Annotated in this window: 16 protein-coding genes; 9 read left to right on the top strand and 7 right to left on the bottom strand. The window is 63.8% G+C overall.

Annotated elements, in window-relative coordinates; all coding sequences use genetic code 11:
• The first annotated feature begins 400 nt into the window (after positions 1-400).
• Positions 401-712, top strand: a complete 312-nt coding sequence (locus tag IEX24_RS19610) for a sterol carrier family protein (protein WP_229715294.1) — start codon at positions 401-403, stop codon at positions 710-712.
• 43 nt (positions 713-755) lie between these two features.
• Positions 756-1,193 (top strand): ABC transporter permease family protein, encoded by a 438-nt coding sequence (locus IEX24_RS11855; RefSeq protein ID WP_188678530.1) that lies wholly within the window; start codon positions 756-758, stop codon positions 1,191-1,193.
• A gap of 184 nt (positions 1,194-1,377) precedes the next feature.
• On the opposite strand, the gene IEX24_RS11850 is transcribed toward IEX24_RS11855, so the two are convergent.
• The 6 genes from IEX24_RS11850 to IEX24_RS11825 all read right to left on the bottom strand — a co-directional run bounded on the left by IEX24_RS11850 (position 1,378) and on the right by IEX24_RS11825 (position 9,488).
• A complete protein-coding gene (locus IEX24_RS11850) occupies positions 1,378-1,602 on the bottom strand; it encodes a DUF3073 domain-containing protein (RefSeq protein ID WP_188678528.1) in 225 nt (74 codons plus the stop codon).
• Positions 1,603-1,776: 174 nt separating this feature from the next.
• The gene (locus IEX24_RS11845; protein ID WP_239083152.1) at positions 1,777-3,777 is read right to left on the bottom strand and encodes an APC family permease; all 2,001 of its coding nucleotides are present in this window, start codon (positions 3,775-3,777) and stop codon (positions 1,777-1,779) included.
• A gap of 138 nt (positions 3,778-3,915) precedes the next feature.
• Entirely contained in the window at positions 3,916-5,079 is a 1,164-nt protein-coding gene (locus tag IEX24_RS11840; protein ID WP_188678524.1) for a hypothetical protein, read from the bottom strand.
• Positions 5,080-5,179: 100 nt separating this feature from the next.
• Positions 5,180-6,700 (bottom strand): glycerol kinase GlpK, encoded by a 1,521-nt coding sequence (gene glpK / locus IEX24_RS11835; protein WP_188678522.1) that lies wholly within the window; start codon positions 6,698-6,700, stop codon positions 5,180-5,182.
• 85 nt (positions 6,701-6,785) lie between these two features.
• The gene (locus IEX24_RS11830; RefSeq protein ID WP_188678519.1) at positions 6,786-7,553 is read right to left on the bottom strand and encodes an MIP/aquaporin family protein; all 768 of its coding nucleotides are present in this window, start codon (positions 7,551-7,553) and stop codon (positions 6,786-6,788) included.
• A 144-nt stretch (positions 7,554-7,697) separates the two neighbouring features.
• Entirely contained in the window at positions 7,698-9,488 is a 1,791-nt protein-coding gene (locus tag IEX24_RS11825) for a glycerol-3-phosphate dehydrogenase/oxidase (RefSeq protein WP_188678517.1), read from the bottom strand.
• A 325-nt stretch (positions 9,489-9,813) separates the two neighbouring features.
• On the opposite strand from IEX24_RS11825, the gene IEX24_RS11820 reads away from it, so the two are divergent.
• From IEX24_RS11820 to IEX24_RS11810, 3 genes are all read left to right on the top strand, one after another.
• Positions 9,814-10,713, top strand: coding sequence for a sugar-binding transcriptional regulator (locus IEX24_RS11820; RefSeq protein ID WP_229715292.1), 900 nt, complete (start codon positions 9,814-9,816; stop codon positions 10,711-10,713).
• Between the two features lie 97 nt (positions 10,714-10,810).
• Positions 10,811-11,335 carry a septum formation family protein gene (locus IEX24_RS11815; RefSeq protein ID WP_188678513.1) on the top strand — a complete coding sequence of 175 codons (525 nt, stop codon included), beginning with the start codon at positions 10,811-10,813 and terminating at the stop codon, positions 11,333-11,335.
• 582 nt (positions 11,336-11,917) lie between these two features.
• Positions 11,918-12,346, top strand: a complete 429-nt coding sequence (locus tag IEX24_RS11810) for a hypothetical protein (protein ID WP_188678511.1) — start codon at positions 11,918-11,920, stop codon at positions 12,344-12,346.
• A gap of 52 nt (positions 12,347-12,398) precedes the next feature.
• Here IEX24_RS11810 and IEX24_RS11805 read toward each other — a convergent pair whose 3' ends face one another.
• Positions 12,399-13,343 (bottom strand): aldo/keto reductase, encoded by a 945-nt coding sequence (locus tag IEX24_RS11805; protein WP_188678509.1) that lies wholly within the window; start codon positions 13,341-13,343, stop codon positions 12,399-12,401.
• A 113-nt stretch (positions 13,344-13,456) separates the two neighbouring features.
• Here IEX24_RS11805 and IEX24_RS11800 point away from each other — a divergent pair, with 113 nt between their 5' ends.
• The 4 genes from IEX24_RS11800 to IEX24_RS11785 all read left to right on the top strand — a co-directional run bounded on the left by IEX24_RS11800 (position 13,457) and on the right by IEX24_RS11785 (position 22,795).
• The gene (locus IEX24_RS11800; protein WP_188678507.1) at positions 13,457-16,915 is read left to right on the top strand and encodes an efflux RND transporter permease subunit; all 3,459 of its coding nucleotides are present in this window, start codon (positions 13,457-13,459) and stop codon (positions 16,913-16,915) included.
• Between the two features lie 84 nt (positions 16,916-16,999).
• Positions 17,000-17,650 carry a TetR/AcrR family transcriptional regulator gene (locus tag IEX24_RS11795; RefSeq protein ID WP_203585988.1) on the top strand — a complete coding sequence of 217 codons (651 nt, stop codon included), beginning with the start codon at positions 17,000-17,002 and terminating at the stop codon, positions 17,648-17,650.
• Between the two features lie 13 nt (positions 17,651-17,663).
• Positions 17,664-20,702: an MMPL family transporter gene (locus tag IEX24_RS11790; protein WP_188678505.1), complete on the top strand. Its 3,039-nt coding sequence runs from the start codon at positions 17,664-17,666 to the stop codon at positions 20,700-20,702.
• Complete coding sequence (locus IEX24_RS11785; RefSeq protein ID WP_188678504.1) at positions 20,699-22,795, top strand: YhgE/Pip family protein; 2,097 nt, start codon at positions 20,699-20,701, stop codon at positions 22,793-22,795. Before IEX24_RS11790 ends, IEX24_RS11785 begins: the two co-directional genes overlap by 4 nt.
• Positions 22,796-23,212: the final 417 nt, after the last annotated feature.

Below are 23,212 nucleotides of genomic sequence, written 5' to 3'. Positions count from 1 at the left end.
GTTTTCCCCCAACCCGCCCTTCGCACGAATCCCTTTCGCGGGGCGGCCCGCCCATCCCCCGGGCCGCCCCGCGAAACCTCTTGCGCTACGCCTCGCTCGCTGCGCCTCGGGCGCTGCGCCTCGGGCGACGGGGGTCAGAACCCCCGCTCGCCGTTAGCCTTGAGGTATGGCACGGGCGAGAATTGCGGATGCGGTGGGGCTGAGCGCCGTAGCGGCCGTAGCAGCCGTCACGGCATCGCCGGGCACCGCCGATCTGGCCGACGCGGCCGACCTGGCTGATGGATCGGGCACGACTGGTGGGGCGGCCGCGACGGGTGGGGCGGGTGGGGCGGCCGCGACGGGTGGGGCGGGTGGGGCGGGCACGACGGATGGCGCGGCCGCTTCGGGCACCGCTCGGGCGGTGGGGCGTGACGTGATTGCTACCGCCGTGCGCTACACCCTGCAGGTGCTGGCCGAGCGGGCGAAGGGCAACACGGTCGAAGTGCGGGTTCCGCCGTTCGCAGCGGTGCAGTGCATCGAAGGCCCCGGCCACACCCGGGGCACCCCGCCGAATGTGGTCGAGATGGATGCCCCGACCTGGCTCGCCCTCGTGACCGGCACGCTCGACTGGGTGAGCGGGGTGGAAGCCGGGCGCATCCACGCCTCGGGGCAGCGCGCCGACCTTCGTGGTTACGTGCCGCTCGCCGGCCTCGGCCTTCGGCCCGGGAGCTAGCGGGTGAGCGGGAATACGCAGCGAGGGCTGCGACAATGGAGGGGTGAGCGACACCCCTGAACCTGACGAACGTGAAAACGAGAGCGTGGTCGGCGACGACTCCGTAAGAATCCACCGCGCGCCGCGTTACTTCAGGTTCATGGTCGCCGGCGGTGTCGTGGGGCTGATCGTTGCACTGATTCTGACGTTCTCGTTTCCGGAGCCTCCCGGCTTCGACTTTTCACAGGTTTTCGGGTTTCTCGCGCTCTTTCTCGCCGTTTTCGGCTTTGCGGTGGGCGCGGTGGTGGCGTTGCTCGTAGACCGCGCCTCTCGCCGTGCCGCTCGCACCGTCATGATGGAGCACGTCGAAGGTGGCGAGAACCCCGAGGGCATCGAGAGCCCGGCAGGCACGGCCATCGAACAGAGCGCCGAACGGCCCGCGATTTCGGGGCAGGCAGAACCGGTCGAATCCGCGAAAGCTGACGAACCGCCCGCCCGATAGCCAGAGCTCAGCGTCAATCGCGCCGAGCGTCGGCAGCCGGAACTCAGCGTCGGCTGCACCGAGCGTTAGCCGCAGCCGGTCGCCACAGTCAGCAGTACCGAGCGTTAGCAGCCACCGAGCGTCAGCAGCCACCGAGCGTTAGCAGCCACCGAGCGTTAGCAGTCAGCGGTCACCAGCCGTCAGCTCAGGCGCGCTTCTGCTCGTCGGTGGGAACGTACTCGTCGAGATCGTCTTCGAGGTCGACTTCGTCGTCATCGTCAGTGTCGTACTTGGCCGCGAGGGCCGCGAAATCGGGCTCGGAGTGCGTGCCGAGTTCGCGTTCGAGTGCGCTGTAGTTGGTGTCGGGGCTGAAATACTTCAGCTCGCGCGCCACTTTGGTGTGCTTTGCTTTTTGACGGCCGCGCCCCATGCGAGACCCCCTCACCTTTCGGGCCGGGGGATTGGAGCCACCCGGATGAGTTGAATACGTGAAAAACTGCCTTGAGTTTAGCACGCGGCATCCGACCGTCTTCTGTGTGCCGTGCCGGTTCTCGACGGGCTTGACTGGCCGTGTGTCTGCAGCGCTTCGCAGCGCGAGCTCAGCTCAGAGACGCGGCTGATTGCGCCCGTCGGTCGATCGAGTGTGTCGTTGCGCCTCAGTCGGCTGCTGCGGCGGGTACGCCCGAGGAATGGGCCGAACCGGCTCACCGCGCCGCTCTTGCCCCGGCAGCGGCCGCGAACGTCGACCGTAGATGAGTTCGCTGGAGTCGAGCAGCCACGGAACGAGAGCGATAGTCACGCCGTGCACCAGCATCAGCCGTTTATTCAGTCGCCGCGACTTGTGGTTGTGCAACAGCGCCTCCCACCAGTGCCCCACGATGTACATGGGCGTGTACACCGTGACCACTTCTGAGCCGAACTGCTCGCGATGCTTTTTGATGTAGTGAATCAGCGGGTCGGCAACGTCGCGGTACGGCGAATCGATGATGCGCAGTGGCACCGCGATGTTCTGCTCCACCCAATCGTGTTCGAGCTGCAGCGTCTGCTCTTCGTCGATGGAGATGTGCACAGCCTCGAGGTTGCTGTGCTTCGCCGCGATGGCGTAGTCGAGCGCCTTCAGCACGGGCTTCTGCATGCGCCCCACTAGCACGATGGCGTAGTCGCCCTTCGCACCGAACGTCGTGACCGGGTCGACTTCGATCTCTTTGCTCACATCGCGGTAATACCGGTTGATGCCGAGCATGAACATATACAGAATCGGCATGATCACGAACACCAGCCACGCCCCGTGCGTGAATTTCGTGATGGTGACCACGATCAGCACCACGAACGTGAGCAGGGCGCCGAACGAGTTGATGGTCAGGCTCCGGATGACCGCTCCCCGGTCAGGCGTACCGCTTCGCAACAGGCGTATCCAGTGCACGATCATGCCGCTCTGCCCAAGGGTGAACGACACGAAGACGCCGATGATGTAGAGCTGAATCAGGTTGGTCAGCGACGCCTGGTAGACAAACAGAATCGCCGCGGCGGCCAGCGCCAGCAGAATCATGCCGTTCGAGAACACCAGCCGGTCGCCCCGGGTGAGCAGAGCCTTCGGGGCATACGAGTCTTTGGCGAGCACCGATCCGAGCAGGGGAAAGCCGTTGAACGCGGTGTTCGCCGCGAGCAGCAGCACGGCTGCCGTGGCGGCCTGAATCACGTAGAACATCACCGAGCTGTTACCGAACACCGCCGAGGCCACCTGGGCCATCAGGCTGCGCTGCGGCACGTTGTTGCAGTCGACGAACCCGGTCAGCTCGCAGGCGTTCTCGGCGTAGTGCACGCCCGAGATCAGTGCCAGCGCGGTGAGCCCGGCGAACAGCGTGATGGCGATGCTGCCCATGAGCACCAGCGTGCGCTGAGCGTTCTGAATCTTGGGGCGGCGAAAGGCGGGAACGCCGTTGGCGATGGCTTCGACACCGGTGAGGGCCGAGCATCCACTCGAGAAAGCCCGAAGCAGCAGCAGAATGACCGCGACCTGCCCGAGACTCTGCGCTTGCACGCCGTAGTGGGCCGATTCGGCGACCGGTGGATGCCCGAGGGCGGTCTGCGTGAGCCCGACCACGATCATCACCAGAACGCTGCCCACGAACACGTAGGTGGGTATGGCGAACGCCTTACTCGACTCGGCGACGCCGCGCAGGTTGACCGCCGCGAGCAGAACAACGAACCCGATGGCCATTTCGACGCGGAAGTCGTTCAAGAACGGCAGTGCCGAGATGATGTTGTCGACGCCCGAGGCGACCGACACGGCAACCGTCAGAACGTAGTCGACGAGCAGGGCCGACGCGACCACGAGCCCGGCCTTCTCGCCGAGGTTCTTGTGGGCCACTTCGTAGTCGCCGCCGCCCGACGGGTAGGCCTTCACGAGCTGGCGGTACGAGGCGACCACCGCAATGAGCAGCACGATGACGGCGCCGGCCACGATGGGCGCGAACGAGAGAAACGCGAGCCCGCCGATGAGCAGAATCATCAGCAGTTCTTGGGGTGCGTAGGCGACGCTCGACAACGGGTCGCTCGCGAAGATGGGCAGTGCGAGTCGCTTAGGAAGAAGCTGCCCCTCCATCTTGTGGCTGGGCAGCGGGTCGCCGATTATCCAGCGTTTCGCAGACCTGGGTTCGTTAGTCACGTGTGACGACACTACACCGGAATATTTGCGGGTCAAATTGCGTTGATGGGCGGTTTCAGGCCCAGACCTGAGGGTTCAGCTCCGCTTGTCGGGGCGGCGAGCAGCGGCCGTCGCGGTGCGATACGCCGAGCGCACGTTCAGCGCTATTCGGGCGTCGTCGAACAGCGGATCATAGAACGCCGATTTGTAGGCGGCATTCGAGCGGATGTTCACCACGAAGTTGAGCGAAGCGAAACAACTCAAGAACACCGACGTCTTCACCAGCGCGGTGTCGACCGGCAACGTCAGCCCGAAGAGCTGCACGGGCTGCGTTCGGCCGCCCGACCAGGCCGCAATGACGGCGGGCGTCAGGGCGAGCTCACCGAAGACGACGAGAATGACGGCGACGAGGGCCGAGAAGATGGCGACCTGAAAGCTCTGAGCCAGAACCAGCACGATGGTGAGGTTGGCCCGTTCGCCCCGGCTGAGTGCTGGGGAGCCCGAGCCCGTGTTCTGCTCTGCGATGGCCGCCGCTTCCGATTGGATGACCGGGGCGATGAACCACTGCCCGAGCACTCCGAACAGCACGATGACCGCCGCGAGGCGTAGCGGAGTCAGCGTGCTGGTGACCTGCCAGAGCCCCGGAGCGAGCAGGGCCAGCCCCACGACGAGCATGAGTAGGGGTAACACCCTGCCCGAGACCTCACGAAGCGCCCGCAGCTGCCGGCCGGCGACTCTGATCGCCCACAATGCCACCGCTCCGACGCCGAGCCCGGTGGCGAGCAGAGATGCGAGAGCAGCGAACGCGGCAGCGAGCAGAGCCTCAAGCCGGTAGGTCTGACCGGCAGCGTGCTGCAGCAGCGGGTCGACGACGAGGTACGCGCCAAGCAGAGTCGCGCTGACGACGGTCATTCGCCGCGGAACCGCACTGATCGCGGCCGGCGAGAGGGCGATGAGGCCGATCGGCACCACGACGAGTGCGAATAGCGCGGTTACCGCCAGCGCGGCCAGCCCCACAACCGCGCCGGGGCTGCCGTCGACGGTCACGTCAACGCTTCGCAGCACCCACCTCGCCGCATCGAGCGCCAGCAGAACCGTGAAGAACGGCCCGGTGCGAGCGACCAGCAGCGTGCGGCGCGCTCGTGGAGCGACGAAGTACGGCAGCCCCTGCCGCCGCAGCCAGAACTCGGCGTCACGGGTCAGGCGCGCGGCGGTGTAGCTCTGCAACGATCGGTCGGCATCCATTGGCCGATCAATCATAACTGATGAATTATCACTTAAGCAGCCAGAGAAGAGGGCGGGCACCCAGTGTGGATGCCCGCCCCTGTCGAGAGCGTACTAACTACTCCTGAGTGTCGTGCTACTCCTGAGTGTCAGCATCAACCCAGTCGAGGGTCTTCGTGACGGCCTTCTTCCAGTTGCGCAGCTGGCGGTCCCGCTCTTCGGGCTCCATGTTCGGAGTCCAGCGGGAGTCTTCTTGCCAGTTGGCTCGCAGGTCATCCAGGTTCGCCCAGAAACCCGTCGCCAGGCCGGCCGCATACGCAGCGCCCAGGGCGGTGGTTTCAGCGACGACCGGGCGCACCACGGGCACACCCAGAATGTCGGCCTGAAACTGCATGAGCAGGTTGTTGGCGATCATGCCGCCGTCGACCTTGAGCTCGGTGAGGTCGACACCGGAGTCGGCGTTGACCGCATCGAGAACCTCGCGGGTCTGGAACGCGGTCGCCTCGAGAGCGGCGCGGGCGATGTGGCCCTTGTTGACATAGCGGGTGAGGCCCACGAGGGCACCACGGGCATCCGACCGCCAGTACGGCGCGAATAGACCCGAGAATGCCGGCACGAAGTACGCGCCACCGTTGTCGTCGACCGTCTTGGCCAGCTCTTCGACTTCGGGGGCCGACGAGATGATGCCGAGGTTGTCTCGCAGCCACTGGATGAGCGAACCAGTCACAGCGATCGAACCCTCGAGCGCGTAGTGAGCAGGTGCGTCGCCGAGCTTGTAGCCGAGCGTGGTGAGCAGACCGTTCTTGGAGTGGACGATCTCGGTGTCGGTGTTGAAGATCAAGAAGTTACCGGTGCCGTAGGTGTTCTTCGACTCGCCGGCGTCGAACGCCGCCTGGCCGAAGGTAGCCGCCTGCTGGTCGCCGAGGATGCCCGCGATGGGCACCTCGCGCAGCAGGCTGTTGTCGCTCGCCACGCCGTAGACCTCTGACGACGACTTGATCGTGGGGAGCATCGACTTCGGAACGTTGAACGCCTCGAGAATGTCGTCGCGCCATTCGAGCGTCTCGAGATCCATGAAGAGGGTACGCGAGGCGTTGGTGACGTCGGTGGCGTGAACGCCGCCGTCGACTCCGCCGGTGAGGTTCCAGAGAACCCAGCTGTCAGTGGTGCCGAAGATCAGGTCGCCGGCGTCGGCGGCTTCGCGTGCGCCGTCGACGTTCTCGAGAATCCAGACGATCTTCGTGCCCGAGAAGTAGGTCGCCAGCGGAAGGCCGACGATCTGCTTGAAGCGCTCGACGCCGCCGTCGGCCGCGAGACGATCGACGATCGACTGGGTGCGGGTGTCTTGCCACACGATGGCGTTGTAGACGGGCTGGCCGGTCTTCTTGTTCCAGACCACCGCGGTCTCGCGCTGGTTGGTGATGCCGATGGCCGCGATGTCGTGACGGGTCAGGTTGGCCTTGGAGAGGGCCTGGCCGATGACCTCGCGAACGTTGTTCCAGATCTCGATGGGGTCGTGCTCGACCCAGCCCGCACGGGGAAAGATCTGCTCGTGCTCTTTCTGGCCGCTCGAAACGATGGTGCCTTCGTGCGTGAAGATGATTGCGCGAGAGCTCGTGGTTCCCTGGTCGATGGCGATGACGTATTGCTCGCTCATTGTGTGAAACTCCTTATTTTCTTGCATTGTCGTACTGCGTGGACCGTTGCTGACATCGGTGTCAACTCGGGCGGGTGAACCGGTGTCAGGTGAGGATAGGCAGCAGCGGAATAGCCGCGAAGCCCGCGATCACGCCACCGATGATGGGGCCGACCACAGGCACCCAGGAGTAAGACCAGTCAGAGCTGCCCTTGCCCTTGATGGGCAGAATGAAGTGCGCGATACGCGGGCCGAGGTCACGAGCTGGGTTGATGGCGTAGCCGGTAGGGCCACCGAGAGAGGCGCCAATGCCGATAACCAGAAGCGCTACGGGCAGAGCATCGAGGGCGTTCAGACCGCCCGTGTCGTTGTGGCGTGAGAAGCCAATGACCACGAAGACCAGAACGAAAGTGCCGATGATCTCGGTAATGAGGTTCCAGCCATACGAACGAATCGACGGGCCGGTGGAGAAGACGCCCAACTTGTTGGCGGGCTCGGGTTCTTCGTCGAAGTGCTGCTTGTAAGCCAGCCACACGAACACGGCACCGATGATCGCGCCGATGAGCTGCGCACCGATATAAGCGATGATCGTCAAGAAGTTCACGTCGACTTGACTGTTCGCGCCACCGAAATGCGTGGCGCCGTTGGCGACCAGGCCGAGGGTGACAGCCGGGTTGAGGTGCGCGCCCGAGGCATACGAGACGATGACACCGGCGAAGACCGCGAGGCCCCAGCCGATGTTCACCATCAGGGTGCCGCCGTTGAAGCCCTTAGATTTCGTCAAGGCGACGTTGGCGACGACGCCACAGCCGAGGAGCACAAGGAGGGCGGTGCCCACCAGCTCCGATACGAAATCAATACCTAAATTGTCCACGTTGACCTCTCTTTTGTGACAGCTATGTCACGGTTGTTGAACCCTCGTCGGCGAGCGTTGACGAAGGGTGCAGTGCGGAACCAGTACGAAACCTAGTCCTGCCTGCAACCCGTCAACAAGGCATCTGAGGTGCACGTTCGTGCATTATTTGGCGTCGGTCAGGTTTTCTGACGTAGCCGGGGTGAGTGCGGGTGCCTCGAGCTTCAGCCCGTGAAAGAAGTCGAGATCTTTCACGGCTCGGGTGCGTTCGTCGGCGAGTTGCGCCGCCGACCATCCGAGTTGCTTGCCCACAATGACGCTCAGCTCGTCGAACACGGGCTGGGTGAGGCCGCCGATGAAGGCGACGATAGTGCGGCGAAGTACGACGTCGGTGAGGTGCACCACGTACTCTTTGGCGATGAGGTAGTCGATCTCGGCGGTGCTGTAGTCGGGCAGAGATGCCAGCGGTGCGTCGTCGGTGCGTTCGGTGATGTAAGCGATGACGCCCGCAGCCTTGGTGCCGTAACGCTTGAGCAACTGGGCGGTGCGCTCGGCCGAGAGGCCGGCCGAGTGCTCAGAGACCCAGGCGCGCGAGCCGGAGTCGGTGGTGGGAAAGCCGACGCCGCCGCCGATCTGCAGATCTTCGGTGCTGACGGTTCTGGTCTTCTTCAGCAGCCCCAGCGTCTCGTTCGTGAGGTGTTCGCTGAGCGCGCGCCAGGTCGTCCACTTGCCGCCGACCAGCGAGAGCACGGGCGTCTTCTTGTCGCCCGCGAACACAGTCTGCTCGATGCGGTAGTCGCGAGACACGAACCCGGGGGCGGTGTCGTCGTGCTTCGGCAGGGGGCGGATGCCCGAGTACCGGTACACGATCTGCGAACGATCGACCGCAATCGTTGGGAAAACGTGCGAGACGAGTTCGAAGAAGTAGTCGACCTCTTCTTCGGTGGTGACGCTCGGCTCATTCGGGTCGGCATCGATGTCGGTGGTACCGACGAGCACGCGCCCATTCAGCGGGTAGATCAGCACGATACGACCGTCGTTGTTCTCGAAGAAGATCTCGCCGCCCGCGCAGGCGTCGTAGAGTTCTTGGTTGTCGAGCACGATGTGCGAGCCCTTGGTGCCACCCATGAAGCTCGTGACCTTGCCGAGCGCCTTGTTCGTGATGTCGGTCCAGGGGCCGGAGGTGTTGACGATGACGTCGGCCTTGACGGTGAATTCGGTGCCGCTCACAGTGTCGCGCAGCAGTACGCCGCCGTCGGAATCGCCGATCGCTTCGACGTAGTTCACGCTTCGCGCCTGGGCGGCGGCACCGCTCTTCGCGGCCGCCCGGCCGTCACCGATGATGTCGAGTGCGAGACGCTCGGGGTTCTCGACCGCGGCATCGTAGTAGCGCGCCGTGTACTTGACCGAATCGCGCAGCTTGGGAAACTTCTGCATCGACTTCTTGTGGCCCTTGAACTCGTGGCGAGGTACGGTGCCGCCGTCACGCGAGAACGAGTCGTAACCGGTGAGCCCCAACTTGATGAGCAGCGCGCCGCGCTCTTTCGGCTTGCCGGCCTGCTTGTGAGTCAGCAGACGAAGAGGTGCGCTCAGGATGCCCGAGAAGGTCGAGAAGATCGGGATCGTGGTGGGCAGCGGCTTCACATAGTGGGGCGCGAGGCGCAGCAGTCTGTTGCGTTCTTGCACCGATTCGCGAACAAGCCTGAACTCGCCGTTCTCGAGGTAACGCACCCCGCCGTGGATCATGTGGCTCGACGCGGCAGAGGCGCCCGAGATGAAGTCGCTGCGTTCGACCAGAATCACGTCGACGCCCTGCAGGGCGAGGTCGCGAAAAGTGCCTACGCCGTTGATGCCGCCGCCGATGACCAGAACCTGGGCCGTGGGGCGGTCGAGAATTGCCTGAACGTCGCTGCGTACATCCTGTGTCGCTGCAGACTCGGTGGTGCTGTCAGTCACTGTTCACTCGCCTTCGTGTAAGTCCCAGGTTGCACCTGTGCAACTCGTGTGACTCCATCCATAATGGGAACCACAACACGTTTGGTCAAGCTACTTGCACATACGTGCAGACTGTGTATTGATTGGGCGATAGGTAACGCGCAACAAGCAATGGAGGCGTGCGATGAATGCACCCGTGGTCGAGACGTCTGGCGAGAGAACTGCCGAGCATTCTGGCGGGGCAGACGCCTCGAATTCGACGGAGAAGCGGCCGGAGCGAGCCGCCGAGCATCAGGTCGCCAACGAGCGTGTGCGTGATGCCCTTCGAGCCGCACACCTCTATTACATGCAAGACCTCACCATGGAGGCGATTGCGGCCGAGTTGCACACGTCACGATCATCCGTTTCTCGCCTGATCAGTTATGCGCGCGAAGCCGGGTTGGTGGAGATTCAGGTGAAGACGCCGGCTGAGCGTATTTCGACCGCGCTGCAGCGGGTACAAGACAAGCACCACGTGACGGTGCACGTCGTTCCGGTGCCTGACTCGGCCAACGAGGTCGATCGGCTCGAGCGGGTGGCGATGTCGGCCGCACGAATTCTCGGCCAGTTCTTCGACTCGAACATGACCATGGGCATCGCCTGGGGCAGCACCATGAGTGCGGTCAGCCGCCATTTGCAGCCGAAGGTGACGCACAACTCGCAGATCGTGCAGCTGAACGGCGCCGCGAATACGCGCACCACAGGCATCGTCTACGCCAGCGAGATCATGAGCCGGTTCGGCCTGGCATACGGGGCGTACGTGCAGCAGTTTCCGGTGCCGGCGTTCTTCGACGACCCGGCCACGAAACAGGTGCTCTGGCGTGAACGCAGCATCAGGCGAGTACTCGACATTCAAAAGCACATGGATGTTGCGCTCTTCGGTCTCGGCACCCCGAACTCTGAGGTGCCTGGCCACGTGTACTCGAGTGGTTACCTCGACGAAAACGACTTCGCGTCGCTCGCCGCCTCGAACGTGGTGGGCGATGTGGCGACGGTGTTCTACCGCGCCGACGGCTCCTCGGCCGACGTGCCCATCAACTCCCGCGCAAGCGGGCCGCCCCTCGACCAGCTCGCCCGAGTCTCGCGCCGCGTCTGCGTGGTCTCGGGCAAGTCGCGCATGCCGGCCCTCCGCGGCGCGCTCGCGGCGCACCTCATCACCGACCTCATCGTCGACGAGGCCACCGTGCACGGCCTGCTAGACGAGTAATTTGTTCGCCCGGAAGAGGAGATCAGCTAGAAGCCGAGCAAAATTCGCTAAACCGGAGACAATGGCATACTATTGATTAATGCTCAGTAGACAGTTTATGTCCATCGTTCCGATATTCGTCGTCTTGACGCTTGGTGGATGTGCTTCAAATCCTGGAGGGCCTGAGGCGAGCGGGCCTGTGTTTTCCCCATCGTCGGCCGCCACTGGGTCAGCGAATGCTTCCGCGCCTTCGACTGATCCGCCAACTGCGACATCCGCCGATCCGAAGCAGACCGATGTGTTTTCTTTGAAGGTCGGCGACTGCCTGAATGACCTCGATTCTCTGATGGTCTCCGACGTGCCCATTGTTGACTGCGCAGCCCCGCACGATCTTGAGGTTTTCGACGACTTTCAGGTGACAGACGCCTCATGGAATCCGGTCGCTCTCGGTAACGAAGCGGACGACGGTTGTACGTCTCGGTTTGCTGCGTTCATCGGAACTTCTTACGACAATTCGAGTCTCGATGTGACCAGCTATAAGCCCACGGCGATGTCGTGGGCAAGCGGTGACCGTCTGATCTCGTGCATGGTGGGCGACTCAAGTGCGAAGACGGTCGGTACACTCCACGGTTCCGCTCGTTGAGAACCATTAGGGCGGAACCTCTTGATTAGCTCCAGCTCGCACGATTTTATGGACTTGTCTGCCATTGAGCAGTCGATGCCAGCCTGGCGTCTGACGCTGGCGCGCCGACCAATGTTATGGGGGCTGCGGGTAGCTGTTGTAGTTCTGGCGATTGCGATTTCTAGTGCTGTTTCGATTCCGTTGGCTCGAGCATACGTAGTTCTAGCAATCGCAGGATCTGGGCTGGTCGCAATCGAAGCGCTTTGGCGAGCGTCCCGAAGAAGTCGACTGGATCGACTTACGAGGCTTGCGCGATCGAATGGCCTTGAGTTCGTGCCAGTCGCCGAGTGGAGCGCACCAAGCGCCTTGATTCATCGCGCTGCGAATAGACGAATCTATGAGGAGTTTTGTGGTGATCTAGGCCCTGGAAATGTACGAATCGGTACTCTCGCATTCGAAGTGGAACGTGCGAGCGTGCATGTCACCGAACGATGGGCATTTATCTCACAAGTCGTTACTGGACCCCCGTTGCCCCACATTCTTTTGGTTTCAAAAGACGATAGAGGACGGAGCCTACCCTCGTCGCTGGATCCTCGACAGAAGATGAAGCTCGAAGGCGATTTTCCCAACTATTTTGACGTGTATTGTACGCCGGGCTCTGAGCGAGACGCGCTATACATTCTCACCCCAGACCTCATGGCAAGCCTTGCTGACAACGCGGGATTTTCTAGCATGGAAATAACCGATAACGCCCTGATTTTCTTCACCCCTGGCGGATTCGACCCCGAGGATCCTGCCCAATGGCGGCGTTGCTTTCGCCTGCTTCATTCGGTAGGAAAAGATGCACTAAAACGCACGCAACGGTTCAATCGAGTCGATTTGACTGAATCGGGCCAGTCAATGCAACCAGAAATTCACAGTCACAAACGACTTACTCTGTCAACTGGGCGATCGAACCGATCGACTCAGCTCGTCGAGGCCGCTTGTGCACTAGTTGTGGTGGCAGTCTTTCTCTGGGCATGGCTTCATTGACGGTAGCCAGACCAGAAAGACTAGGGGCCTCCTAACGCCGGGGAATGCAAGGCTAAGGGCGCCAGGCGCTCACGTCGTCTAGGCGGGCTACCTTTTCGGGGGAGAGGGTTACGGCGGCGACGGCCAGGAGGTCTGGCACCTGGGATGCGCGGGAGGCGCTCGCGATGGGAGCGACGATGGTGGGCTTGGCTAGCAGCCAGGCGAGGGCTGTGGTGGTGATGCTGGCCTCGTGGGCCGCGCCGATCTCTGCGAGGGCGTCGATGATGGCGAAACCGGCGGGAGTCGCGAATTTGGCCGCGCTGCCCGCGCGGTCGGTTCCCGCGTTGTCGTCTGGAGTGCGGTACTTGCCCGTCAGAAAGCCGCTCGCGAGGGAGTAGTAGGGCAGAACGCCGAGGTTCGCGGCCTCGGCGATGGGCGCGAGCGTCTCTTCGAACGTGTTGCGGTGCACCAGGTTGTAGTGCGGCTGCAGCGCGACCGGGCGCGTGAGCCCGTTCGCGTCGGCGACGTCGAGCCACTGCTGAATGCGCTCTGCGGTGTAGTTCGAGAGGCCGTAGTAGCGAATCTTGCCGGCCTTCACGAGCTCGTCGAACGCGGCGGCCGACTCCTCGAGCGGAGTTTCGGCGTCGTCATAGTGCGCGTAGTAAAGGTCGATCGAGTCGACGCCGAGTCGGCTGAGAGATGCCTCTGCGGCGGCATGGATGTTCGCGCCCTTCAAACCCCGAAACTGGGGGTGCTGGCTGACCTTCGTCGCAATCACTAAGTCGTCGTGGCTGCCACGCTGGGCGATCCACTCACCGATGATGGCCTCTGAGTCGCCGCCGTGGTTACCGGGCACCCACGACGAGTAGCCGTCTGCCGTGTCGATGAAGTTGCCGCCGCCACCCGCGTAGGCGTCGAGAATGTCGAACGACGCCTGCTTGTCGGCAGTCCAGCCGAAGACGTTGCCGCCGAGGTTGAGGGGAAAGACGTCGAGGTCGCTGAGACCGATGCGGGGCATGAAAAACCTTTCGACAGAGCCGGGGAGTGGCCGAACATCCGGCCCGCTTCCAGGCTAAACCCGGCCTCGGGAAATGAGAGACTGGAGACCGCCTCTATAACGAAAAGAGACACGTGCACCTTCTCGCCGTCTTCAGCATGAAAAACCGAGCGCTCATCGCGCTCGTGACCATTGTCGTGGCTGTGTTCGGCGCACTCGCGTTGACCAGCTTGAAGCAAGAGCTGATTCCGTCGATCGACTTTCCGCAGCTGGTTGTTCTGACGAACTACCCGGGTGCTTCGCCCGAGGTCGTGAACCAAGACGTCAGCATTCCGGTCGAGCAGGCCGTGCAGGGCGTCGAGGGCATCGATACGACCTCTGCGACCTCGAGCACGAACCTCTCGATCGTCAACGCGACGTTCGTCTACGGCACGAATTTGGCGAACGCCGAGCAGAAGATCAGTCAGGCCATCAACCGCATTCAGTCGACGTTGCCGACGGGGGTCACCCCGCAGGTGCTGAGCGGCAGCATCAACGATCTGCCGGTCATCCAAATCGCCGTCACGGGTGGCGACACCGACGCCATGGCTGCGCAGATAAACGCGAGCACGCTGACCAATATCGAGCAGGTGCCGGGCGTACGCGCGGCGCAGCTCGTTGGTGACGTGGGCAAACGGGTAACCATCACGCCCGACCCGGCGAAGCTGGCAGCTGCAGGGCTGACGGATGCCTCGATCAAGTCTGCTGTGGCGACGAACGGCACGCTCATTCCGGCCGGGTCTCTGACCGAGAACGGGTTGACGTATTCGGTTCAGGCCGGGTCACAGCTGACGTCGGTCGACGACATCGCGGCGCTGCCCGTGACGCCCACGGTGTCGGGCTCGACGGGCGCAACCGGCGGAACGGGCGTGGCAGGCGCTGCCGCCTCGGCCGCACTCGGGGCTCCCGTAAAGACCATCGGCGACGTTGCGACCGTCGCACTCGTCGACAACCCGGTGACGTCGATCTCGCGCGTGAACGGCCAGCCGGCCCTCACTATTGCGGTGACGAAACTGCCCTCCGCCAACACCGTCGACGTGTCGAAGGGTGTGCGCGACCTGATTCCGTCGTTGCAGACAGCGCTGCCTGGTTCGACGTTCACAGTGGTGTTCGATCAGGCGCCGTTCATTCAGCAGTCGATCAACTCGCTCGCCGAGGAGGGTCTGCTCGGCCTGTTCTTCGCCGTGGTGATCATTCTCATCTTCTTGATGTCGATCAGGTCGACGCTGGTGACAGCGATCTCCATTCCCACCTCGGTGCTGATCACGTTCATCGCCATGCAGACGGCGAACTATTCGCTGAACATCATCACGCTCGGTGCGCTGACCATCGCCATCGGGCGCGTAGTCGACGACTCCATCGTGGTGATCGAGAACATCAAGCGCCACCTGACGTTCGCCGAAGTGAACGGCCCCATCGACGGCCCGACCCGCTCACAGGTCATCGTCGAAGCGGTTCGCGAGGTCGCGACGGCGGTTACGGCCTCGACAGTCACCACCGTGGCCGTGTTCTTGCCCATCGCGCTGTTCGTGCAGGGCACCACCGGCGAGCTGTTCAAGCCCTTCTCGTTGACCGTGACCATCGCCCTGCTGTCGTCACTCGTCGTTGCGCTCACCATCGTTCCCGTTCTGGCGTACTGGTTTCTCGGCAGTTCGCTGAAGAAGCCCAAGAAAGCCAAGGCGTCGAAGCAGGTCGCAGTGGCGGGCGGGGCGGATGCCGAGCAGGCCACAAACCGCGACCTGGTCAACGGGCGACCGGTTCGTGATTCCCTCGCTGTTGCGACGGCCGCCATTCCCGTGGGCCGGCGCAGTCGCCGGCAGGCGACGAACGTCGTCGACGACGAGAAGCCCACCGCCCTGCAACGCCGCTACCTGCCCATCATCACGTGGACGTTGAAGCACTCGGTGGCAACGCTGCTGATCGCGGTGTTCGTGCTGGCCGGTACGTTCGCGCTCGTTCCGTTCATGAAGACGAACTTCTTGGGCTCCAGCGGGCAGAACACTCTGACGGTCACGCAGACCGTTCCCGTGGGCTCGAGCCTCGATGCGCAGAATGCCTCAGCGCAGAAGGTGGAGGCTGCGCTTCAGGGCATTTCGGGCATCCAGACCGTTCAGGTCTCGATCGGCTCGAGCGGCTCGAGCCTTCGCGATGCCTTCGCCGGCGGCGGAGCGAATGCCATCACCTACTCGATCACCACCGACGAGAACGTGAACCAAGACGATCTGACGAACACCGTGCGCACCGATCTCGAGGCCATTCCTGACGTCGGCCAGATCACCGTGGGCGGTTCGGCCGGCTTCGGCGGTTCGTCTGACATCGAGGTCGACATCACCGCCTCGAACCAGGCCGATTTGCAGACGGCTTCGGATGCTCTGCTCGCCTCTGTCTCGAAGCTCTCTGATATCACGCAGGCCACCTCGAATCTTTCGGCGACCCGGCCCTATATCGCCGTCACCGTCGATCGTGCCAAGGCGGCCGCGGCGGGCCTGAACGAAGTTGCGGTCGGCACGCTGGTGTCGAACGCGATGCAGCCGCAAACGGTGGGATCGATCGGCATCGAGGGAACGCAGTACACCATCTACATCGCGAGCGACTCGACGCCGATGACACAGGCCGACCTGGCTGCGCTGCAGATTCCGACCGTGGCCGGGCCCGTCAGACTCGACTCGCTCGCCGCCGTGACGCAGCAGAACGGGCCCGACACCATCACCGAGGCGAAGGGTTTGCGCACGGCCGCCATTACGGCGACACCCTCGAGCGACAACCTCGGCGGCGCGAGTGCAGAGGTGTCGAAGGCCGTGGCCGACACTCCGCTGCCGGCCGGCGCGACAGCCTCGCTGGGCGGTGCCACCTCAGACCAGAGTGACGCCTTCAGCCAATTGGGGCTCGCGCTGCTGATCGCCATTCTGATCGTGTACGTGGTGATGGTCGCCACCTTCAAGAGCCTGATTCAGCCCCTGTTGCTGTTGGTTTCGGTGCCCTTCGCCGCGACCGGTGCCATTGCCCTTCAGGTGATTTCGGGCATCCCGCTCGGCGTGCCCTCGATCATCGGTGTGCTGATGCTGATCGGCATCGTGGTGACGAACGCCATCGTGCTCGTCGACCTCGTGAATCAGTATCGAACGAAGGGTCTGCCCGTGCGCGAGGCGCTCGTGCAGGGCTCGATTCGCCGGTTGCGGCCGATTCTGATGACCGCTCTGGCGACGATCTTCGCGTTGGTGCCGATGGCTATCGGTCTTACTGGCCACGGCGGTTTCATCTCGCAGCCGCTGGCCATCGTCGTGATCGGCGGTCTCATCTCGTCGACCATTTTGACGCTGATCGTGCTGCCTGTGCTCTACAACCTCGTCGAGGGTTGGCGCGAGCGCCGCCGAACGAGACGAGAGCAGCGCCGTGCCGACCGCCTGGCCGAGGCGAAGGCACCGGTGCCTCGGCCTCCGCTCGCCATCGGCGCGGGCGCAGGCGGCCCCAGCGCTGCGCGTGGCCCGTCTGCTGAGTCTGGCCCGTCTGACTCTGGCCCGTCTGAGTCTGGCCCGTCTGTCGAGCCTGTCTGAGAATCGGTGGCTCTCCGCTGGGAGTCGACCCCGCATCTGACACAACGTGCAGACTCTGACCGAGCGGTCAGCTACCGTGGTGGGGTGTCGTCTCCGCCACTGAAGTCTTCGCACTCAGCCTCACCTGCGCACGGGCGCACTGATGCTGCAGAAGAGTTGCGGGTTGCCGCCCTTCGGCTGTTCGTCGAAACGAGTTACGCCGGTACGTCGTTGCAGCAGATCGCAGATGCGGCGGGGTATTCGAAATCGAGTGTGCTCTACCATTTCGCTTCGAAAGAGGCTCTGCTCGAGGCTGCTCTTGCGCCAGCGGTCGAACGGTTAGGCGTCTTGCTCGCCGGATCGGTGGGCCGGGTAACCGACACCGATCTGCGCGCGGCTTTCGTCGATGAGTTCATCGACTACTTGCTCGAATACCGGCTCGAAGCGCACATCATCATCAATCAGGGGCAGTCGCTCGCGGGCATCGCCACCATCGACCGCGCTCGCGAGTGGATCGCCCGACTGGCGACCGCCTTCGACTCTGAGGTGCCGAGCGTCAGCCAGCGCATCCGCATCGGTGTCGGATTAGCCGGCGCCGCGTACGTTTTAGCCACCAGTGCTGTAGAAATGAACGTCACCGATTCGATCGCAGAGGTCAGGGCAGCCCTCATCGATGTGGTGTCGGAGCTTGTCGTTCCTGCCGCAGTTCTTGTACCGAGCCCCACCTCTGCCTCGCCGAACCGACTCACCCTCTAGGAGCCACGAGACCATGGCAACGCTTCTCTATCGCATCGGGCGCTTCTCGTACCGCCACTCGTGGCAGATTCTGGTGGCCTGGCTGCTGATTCTGGTCGGCATTCTGGGTGGCGGCGTCGCCCTCGGCGGCTCGACGACGAACACGTTCTCGATTCCCGGCACCGAATCGCAGCAGACCCTCGACAAGCTCGCCGCGGTGTTTCCGGCGGTCGCGGGCTCGAGTGCGCAGGTGGTTTTCGAAGTTCCGGATGGCCAGAGTGTCAACGACCCGGCTAACCAAGCGGCCATCACCGCCACGACCGACGCCATAGCGAAGGTCGACCACGTTTCTTCGGTCGTCACGCCGTATTCGCAGTACGCCGCGAACGCCATCTCGAAAGACGGCACCATCGCCTATGCGTCGGTTCAGTTCGACGGGCCGACCACCAGCATTCCCCAGTCGACCATCACGGCCATCGAGGCCGCGAAGACGCCGGCGACCGATGCCGGCATTCGGGTGGAATTCGGTGGCGACGTCTTTCAGGCCACCGGCGTAGCTGTGAGCCCTTCTGAGGGTCTCGGTGTGCTCTTTGCCGCTATCGTTCTGTTCTTCACCTTCGGCTCGATTCTGGCCGCCGGGTTGCCGTTGCTCTCGGCGATTCTCGGCGTGGGTATCTCGCTCGGCGCCGTGATCTTCGTTTCGGCTTTCGCTTCGGTTTCGAGCACCGCGCCGACGCTGGCGGCGATGATCGGGCTCGCGGTGGGCATCGACTACGCGCTGTTCATTCTGTCTCGGCATCGAACACAGCTGGCGCAGGGGGTGCCGCCCGAAGAGTCTGCCGCGCAGGCTGTGGCGACCGCCGGCAGTGCGGTGGTCTTCGCCGGCACCACGGTGATCATCGCTCTGCTCGGTTTGCTCGTGGTGGGCATCCCGTTCTTGAGTGTGATGGGCGTCGCAGCAGCGTTCTCGGTGTTCGTGGCCGTGCTACTGGCGATGACTTTGCTGCCGGCCATCATGGGCCTGTTCAAGCACCGGCTCGAGCCGAAAAAGGGTGGCCGCATCGCACGTCGCGCGCTTGCCGATCTGGCCGGTCACGGCCAGGATTCCGCTGTACCGGCGCCGACCGAGACGACCACCAAGACCGGCAAGGTTCAGAAGCCTGTGGGTAAGTCGATGGGCGCCCGCTGGGTGGGCTTCGTCATGAAAGCCCCCATCGTGTTCGTCATCGTGGTTCTCGGAATCGTGGGCGTCGCATCCATTCCCGCCCTCAGCCTCGACCTCAACCTGCCCACCTCGGGCCAGCAGCCGCTCAACACCACTAACCGCCAGGCCTACGACCTGCTCGCGAAGGGCTTCGGCCCCGGCTACAACGGGCCGCTCATCGTGGCCGCCGACATCACCCAGTCGACCGACATTCAGGGCGTTCTCACCAAGATTCAGGATGAACTGGGCACCGTCAAAGGCGTCACCTACGTCAGCCAGGGTGTGCCCGATGCCACCCTCGACACCGCCATCTTCCGCGTGATTCCCGACGCGGCACCCGATTCGCCCGAGACCAAGGTGGTGGTGCAGGCGGTTCGCGACCTGAACCCGAAGATCACCGCAGACCTCGGCACGCCCATCGCCGTCACCGGTCAGACCGCCGTCGCCGTTGACATCTCGAACCTGCTGACGGCCGCGCTGCTGCCGTTCGGCATTCTCGTGGTGGGGCTTTCGATTGTGCTGTTGGCCATGGTGTTCCGCTCCATCGCGGTGCCGGTCACTGCGGCGCTCGGCTTTCTGCTCTCGGTGGGCGCCAGCTTCGGCGTCTCGGTGGCCGTCTTCCAGTGGGGCTGGGGCAGCAGCCTGCTGAATATGGATTCGACCGGGCCGCTGCTCAGCTTCTTACCCATTCTGCTGATGGCCATACTCTTCGGCCTCGCCATGGACTATCAGGTGTTCTTGGTGTCGGGCATGCGCGAAGAGTACGTGAAGTCTCGGGATGCCCGGCGTTCGGTGCGCGTCGGGTTCGTGCATGGCGCACGGGTCGTCACCGCCGCCGCTCTCATCATGTTCTTCGTGTTCTTCGCGTTCGTGCCCGAGGGCACCGGTGCCATCAAGCAGATCGCTCTCGCGCTCGCGGTCGGTGTGTTCGTCGACGCGTTTTTGGTGCGCATGACACTCATTCCGGCCATCATGACCATGCTCGGCGACACGGCGTGGAAGCTGCCGCGTGCCATTCGCCGCATTCTGCCGAACGTCGACGTCGAGGGTGAGGGGCTGCGCGAGCACATCACGAACTCGGCCTGGGCTGCCAAGCACACGGGCGACGCCGTCACCGCTGAGAACCTGGCCATCGCCGGTGTCGAGGGCAGGGTCGACGTCTCGGTGCCCTCGGGCGGTCTGCTCGTCGTCGCGGGCGACACCAGTTCGCGCCGGCTATTCGGCGCAACTCTCGCCGGGCGCTTGCTGCCCGAACACGGTGAGCTGCAGATTCTCTCCCGCTGTCTGCCCTCTGAGGCGGGTGCAATCTCGAGGCTCGTTTCGCTCGTCGACCTCTCGTCGCCCCGGCCCGATATCGACACCACCGTTGACCAGGCACTGCGCGAGCGCATCAGCCTGGCGAAACCCTGGTTCAGGCCGTGGGTGTCTCGCGCCGAGGTGAACGATCGCATCGCGGCCGTGAACCGCTCGTTGCGCGTGGTGGAGGGTGAAGCCGAAATCACCGATACGACCACTCTCGGTGCGCTCTCGCCCCTCGCCTCGGCCATACTGCTCACCGCCCTCGGCCTCGCCGACCGCTCTGAACTCGTGGTGGTCGACACCGGCGACAAGGGTTCGCCGACCGCAGACGAGACGGTGTTTCTCGATGCGCTGGTGTCGCTCGTCGATGCCGCAACGACGTTGGTCGTCGGGATGCCCGCGGTGCCGTTCGGGCTCGAACAGACCACCTCGGTGCAGGCCCCGAGTGCCGAGTCGGGCGAGCATGTCGCTGCCCGAGCATCCACCCCCGCACCACGCGCGGTCAGCATTCTCGAACTCTCTCACCCTGCTCTGCAGAACCCTGCTCGCCAGGAAGGATCACTGCGATGACCTCACCGCACCCCGAATCCGTGCCGGTCACCACTGCCTCGGTGCCCGTTGCCGCTGTCGCCGAGGCGCCCGCACGATCGCATCGGCGCAGGCGAGGGCTGTGGTTCGCCATCGGGCTGCTTGCGGTGATCGCCATTCCGCTGGCGGCCAGCGGGCTGTTCTCGGGCGCGTTCTCGAACGTGTCGACGAACATCAACAAGGTTCCGGCCGCTCTGGTGAACAACGACCAGCTCATCACCACGACCGCCGCCGACGGCACCCAATCGACCGTGTACGCGGGGCGCGGGCTCGTGACGCAGCTCACCGGCCCCACCGCGAGCGGGTTCGACTGGCACGTCACCAACTCTGCTGACGCAGCAAAAGGCCTGGCCGACGGCACGTATTACGCCGTGCTGACGATTCCCGAAGACTTCTCGAAGCAGATCTCGAGCCAGGGCACGCCGAACCCGGTTCAGGGGTCGATCGACATCGCGACCGACAACTCGCACGGATACCTCTCTGGCATTGTGGCGAGCACGGTGGGCAACGCCATCAAGGCGGGCTTCGGCCAGGCAATCACCGCGCAGGTGCTCACCGGCGTGTACACCGGATTCGGAACCGTGGGTACGCAGCTCTCGACCGCCGCGTCTGGTGCCGGGCAATTGGCCTCGGGCGCGCAGACCCTCAGCGATGGGCTCGGGCAGCTGTCGACGGGTGCGGCGAGTGCCGCATCGGGCGCTGCATCGCTCAGCTCAGGAGTGACGCAGTACACCGACGGCGTGAATACACTCGCGGGTGGGCTCTCGACGCTCGACGACAATGCGAGCGGGTTGTCGTCGCTGTCGGGGGCGGTGAGCGATTACACGGGTGGCGTGGCTTCGCTCTCGACGTTGTCTGGTCAACTATCGCCGGGCATTCTGGCCGCGATCAACAGCAACCCGAATCTCGACGCCGTTACCAAGCAGCAGCTGACCGCGGGCTACTCGGGTTTGCAGGGCGGCCTCGGCCAGGCCGCCAGCGGCGGATCGACGCTCTCGTCGAAGACCACGTCTGGCCTCGATTCGCTGCAATCGGGCATCTCGCAGCTCTCGTCTGGCGCGAACCAGCTGGCCGCGGGCTCTGCGCCGCTGAGCTCTGGCGCGTCGCAGCTCGCTGCCGGGCTCACGCCGCTCGCCTCGGGTCTCGCGCAGTCGGCAACGGGCGCGACGCAGTTGACCAGCGGCATCACTCAATTGCAGACCGGGCTCCAGACGGGGGCCGATTCGCTCAGCAAGAGCACCGCTGCTGATCCCGCCGCCGCCGCCAAAGTCGCGGCCGACCCCATCGCGGTGAACGTCACGGCGCTCAACCCGGTGAGCAGCATCGGTCAGGTCATCGGCATTCTGATCATTCCCGCTGGGCTGTGGATCGGTGCGCTCGCCGTGTTCTTGTTCCTCCGGCCGCTGAAGAGTGCGGTGCTGGCGAGTTCGGCCTCGACCACACGGCTTGTTGCGCGGGTGTTCGGCCGGGCATCCGCCATCGGCCTGGTACAGGTGCTGCTCGTCGTGGCCTACCTGCTTCTGAGCTTGGGTGCGGGGTGGTCGACCGCGCCGGCGACGTTCGGGTTCGCGTTGCTGGTGTCGCTGGCGTTCTTGGCGTTCAACCAGTTCTTGACCACCGCGTTCGGGCGGGTGGGCATCATCGTTTCGCTCATTCTGTTCGCCGTGCAGATCGCCACCACCGCGGGCATCTACCCCGTGCAGATTCTGAGCGGGCCGTTTCAGTTCATCAGCGCAATTTCGCCGATGAGTTATGCGGTGGCGGGCATGCAGGGCATTCTGACCGGCGGTGAGTCGGGGCCGATCATCACGAGTGTGGTGGTCATGGGCATTCTGCTGATCGTGAGTCTGTTGCTTTGCGGTGTGGCGCTGGCGCGCAGGCGCAACCCGATTCGCACAGGGTGGCTGTTGGCCGGGGCGAACGGGCGGCCCACGTCTCCGCGCGGTGACAACGACGGCCCGTCGTCGGGGGCGGGGGCTGTGAACGAGGGCGAAGTGGATGCCCAGGGTCGCCCGCACGGGCATCCGGAGCATGCGGCGCTGACGCCGAAATCGCAGCCGGGGCTCGCCACATAGTCGGGGGGTTCTTTTTGGCGCGGAGGTCGTGCTTTTTGGCGCGGAGGTCGTGCTTTTTGCGGCCGAGTCGTGTAATGTTGGCTGGTCGGCTCTTGACACCGCGCGTTGTGCGCGGATGGGTTTGTAAGTCAGGTGGGCCGGTTTCTCGTCAGTACGCGATGGGCGCGCTGCAATATGGATGCGGTGTGCAAGGTCTCTGTGAAAGTCAGAGGCGTGCGGCGGGAACAATCACGTATGTGAAACGGCCCCGGCCAAAGACTGCCCGGGTTCAGCAAAAGTCAATCGCAAATGTATTGACCGCTTTGCCATGCAAATGAAAAAACCCGGAAAGAACTATGCCCGATTATTCGAAAAAGTCCGCTGGCGGTAACAAATTCACCGGAGGCAAGAGCTCAGGCTCGGCTGCTGCCGGTTCAC

This window comes from Subtercola lobariae (assembly GCF_014640255.1).
Lineage (GTDB): Bacteria > Actinomycetota > Actinomycetes > Actinomycetales > Microbacteriaceae > Subtercola > Subtercola lobariae.
The sequence above is the reverse complement of the archived record's forward strand: the minus strand, read 5'-3'. Positions and strand labels throughout refer to the sequence as shown.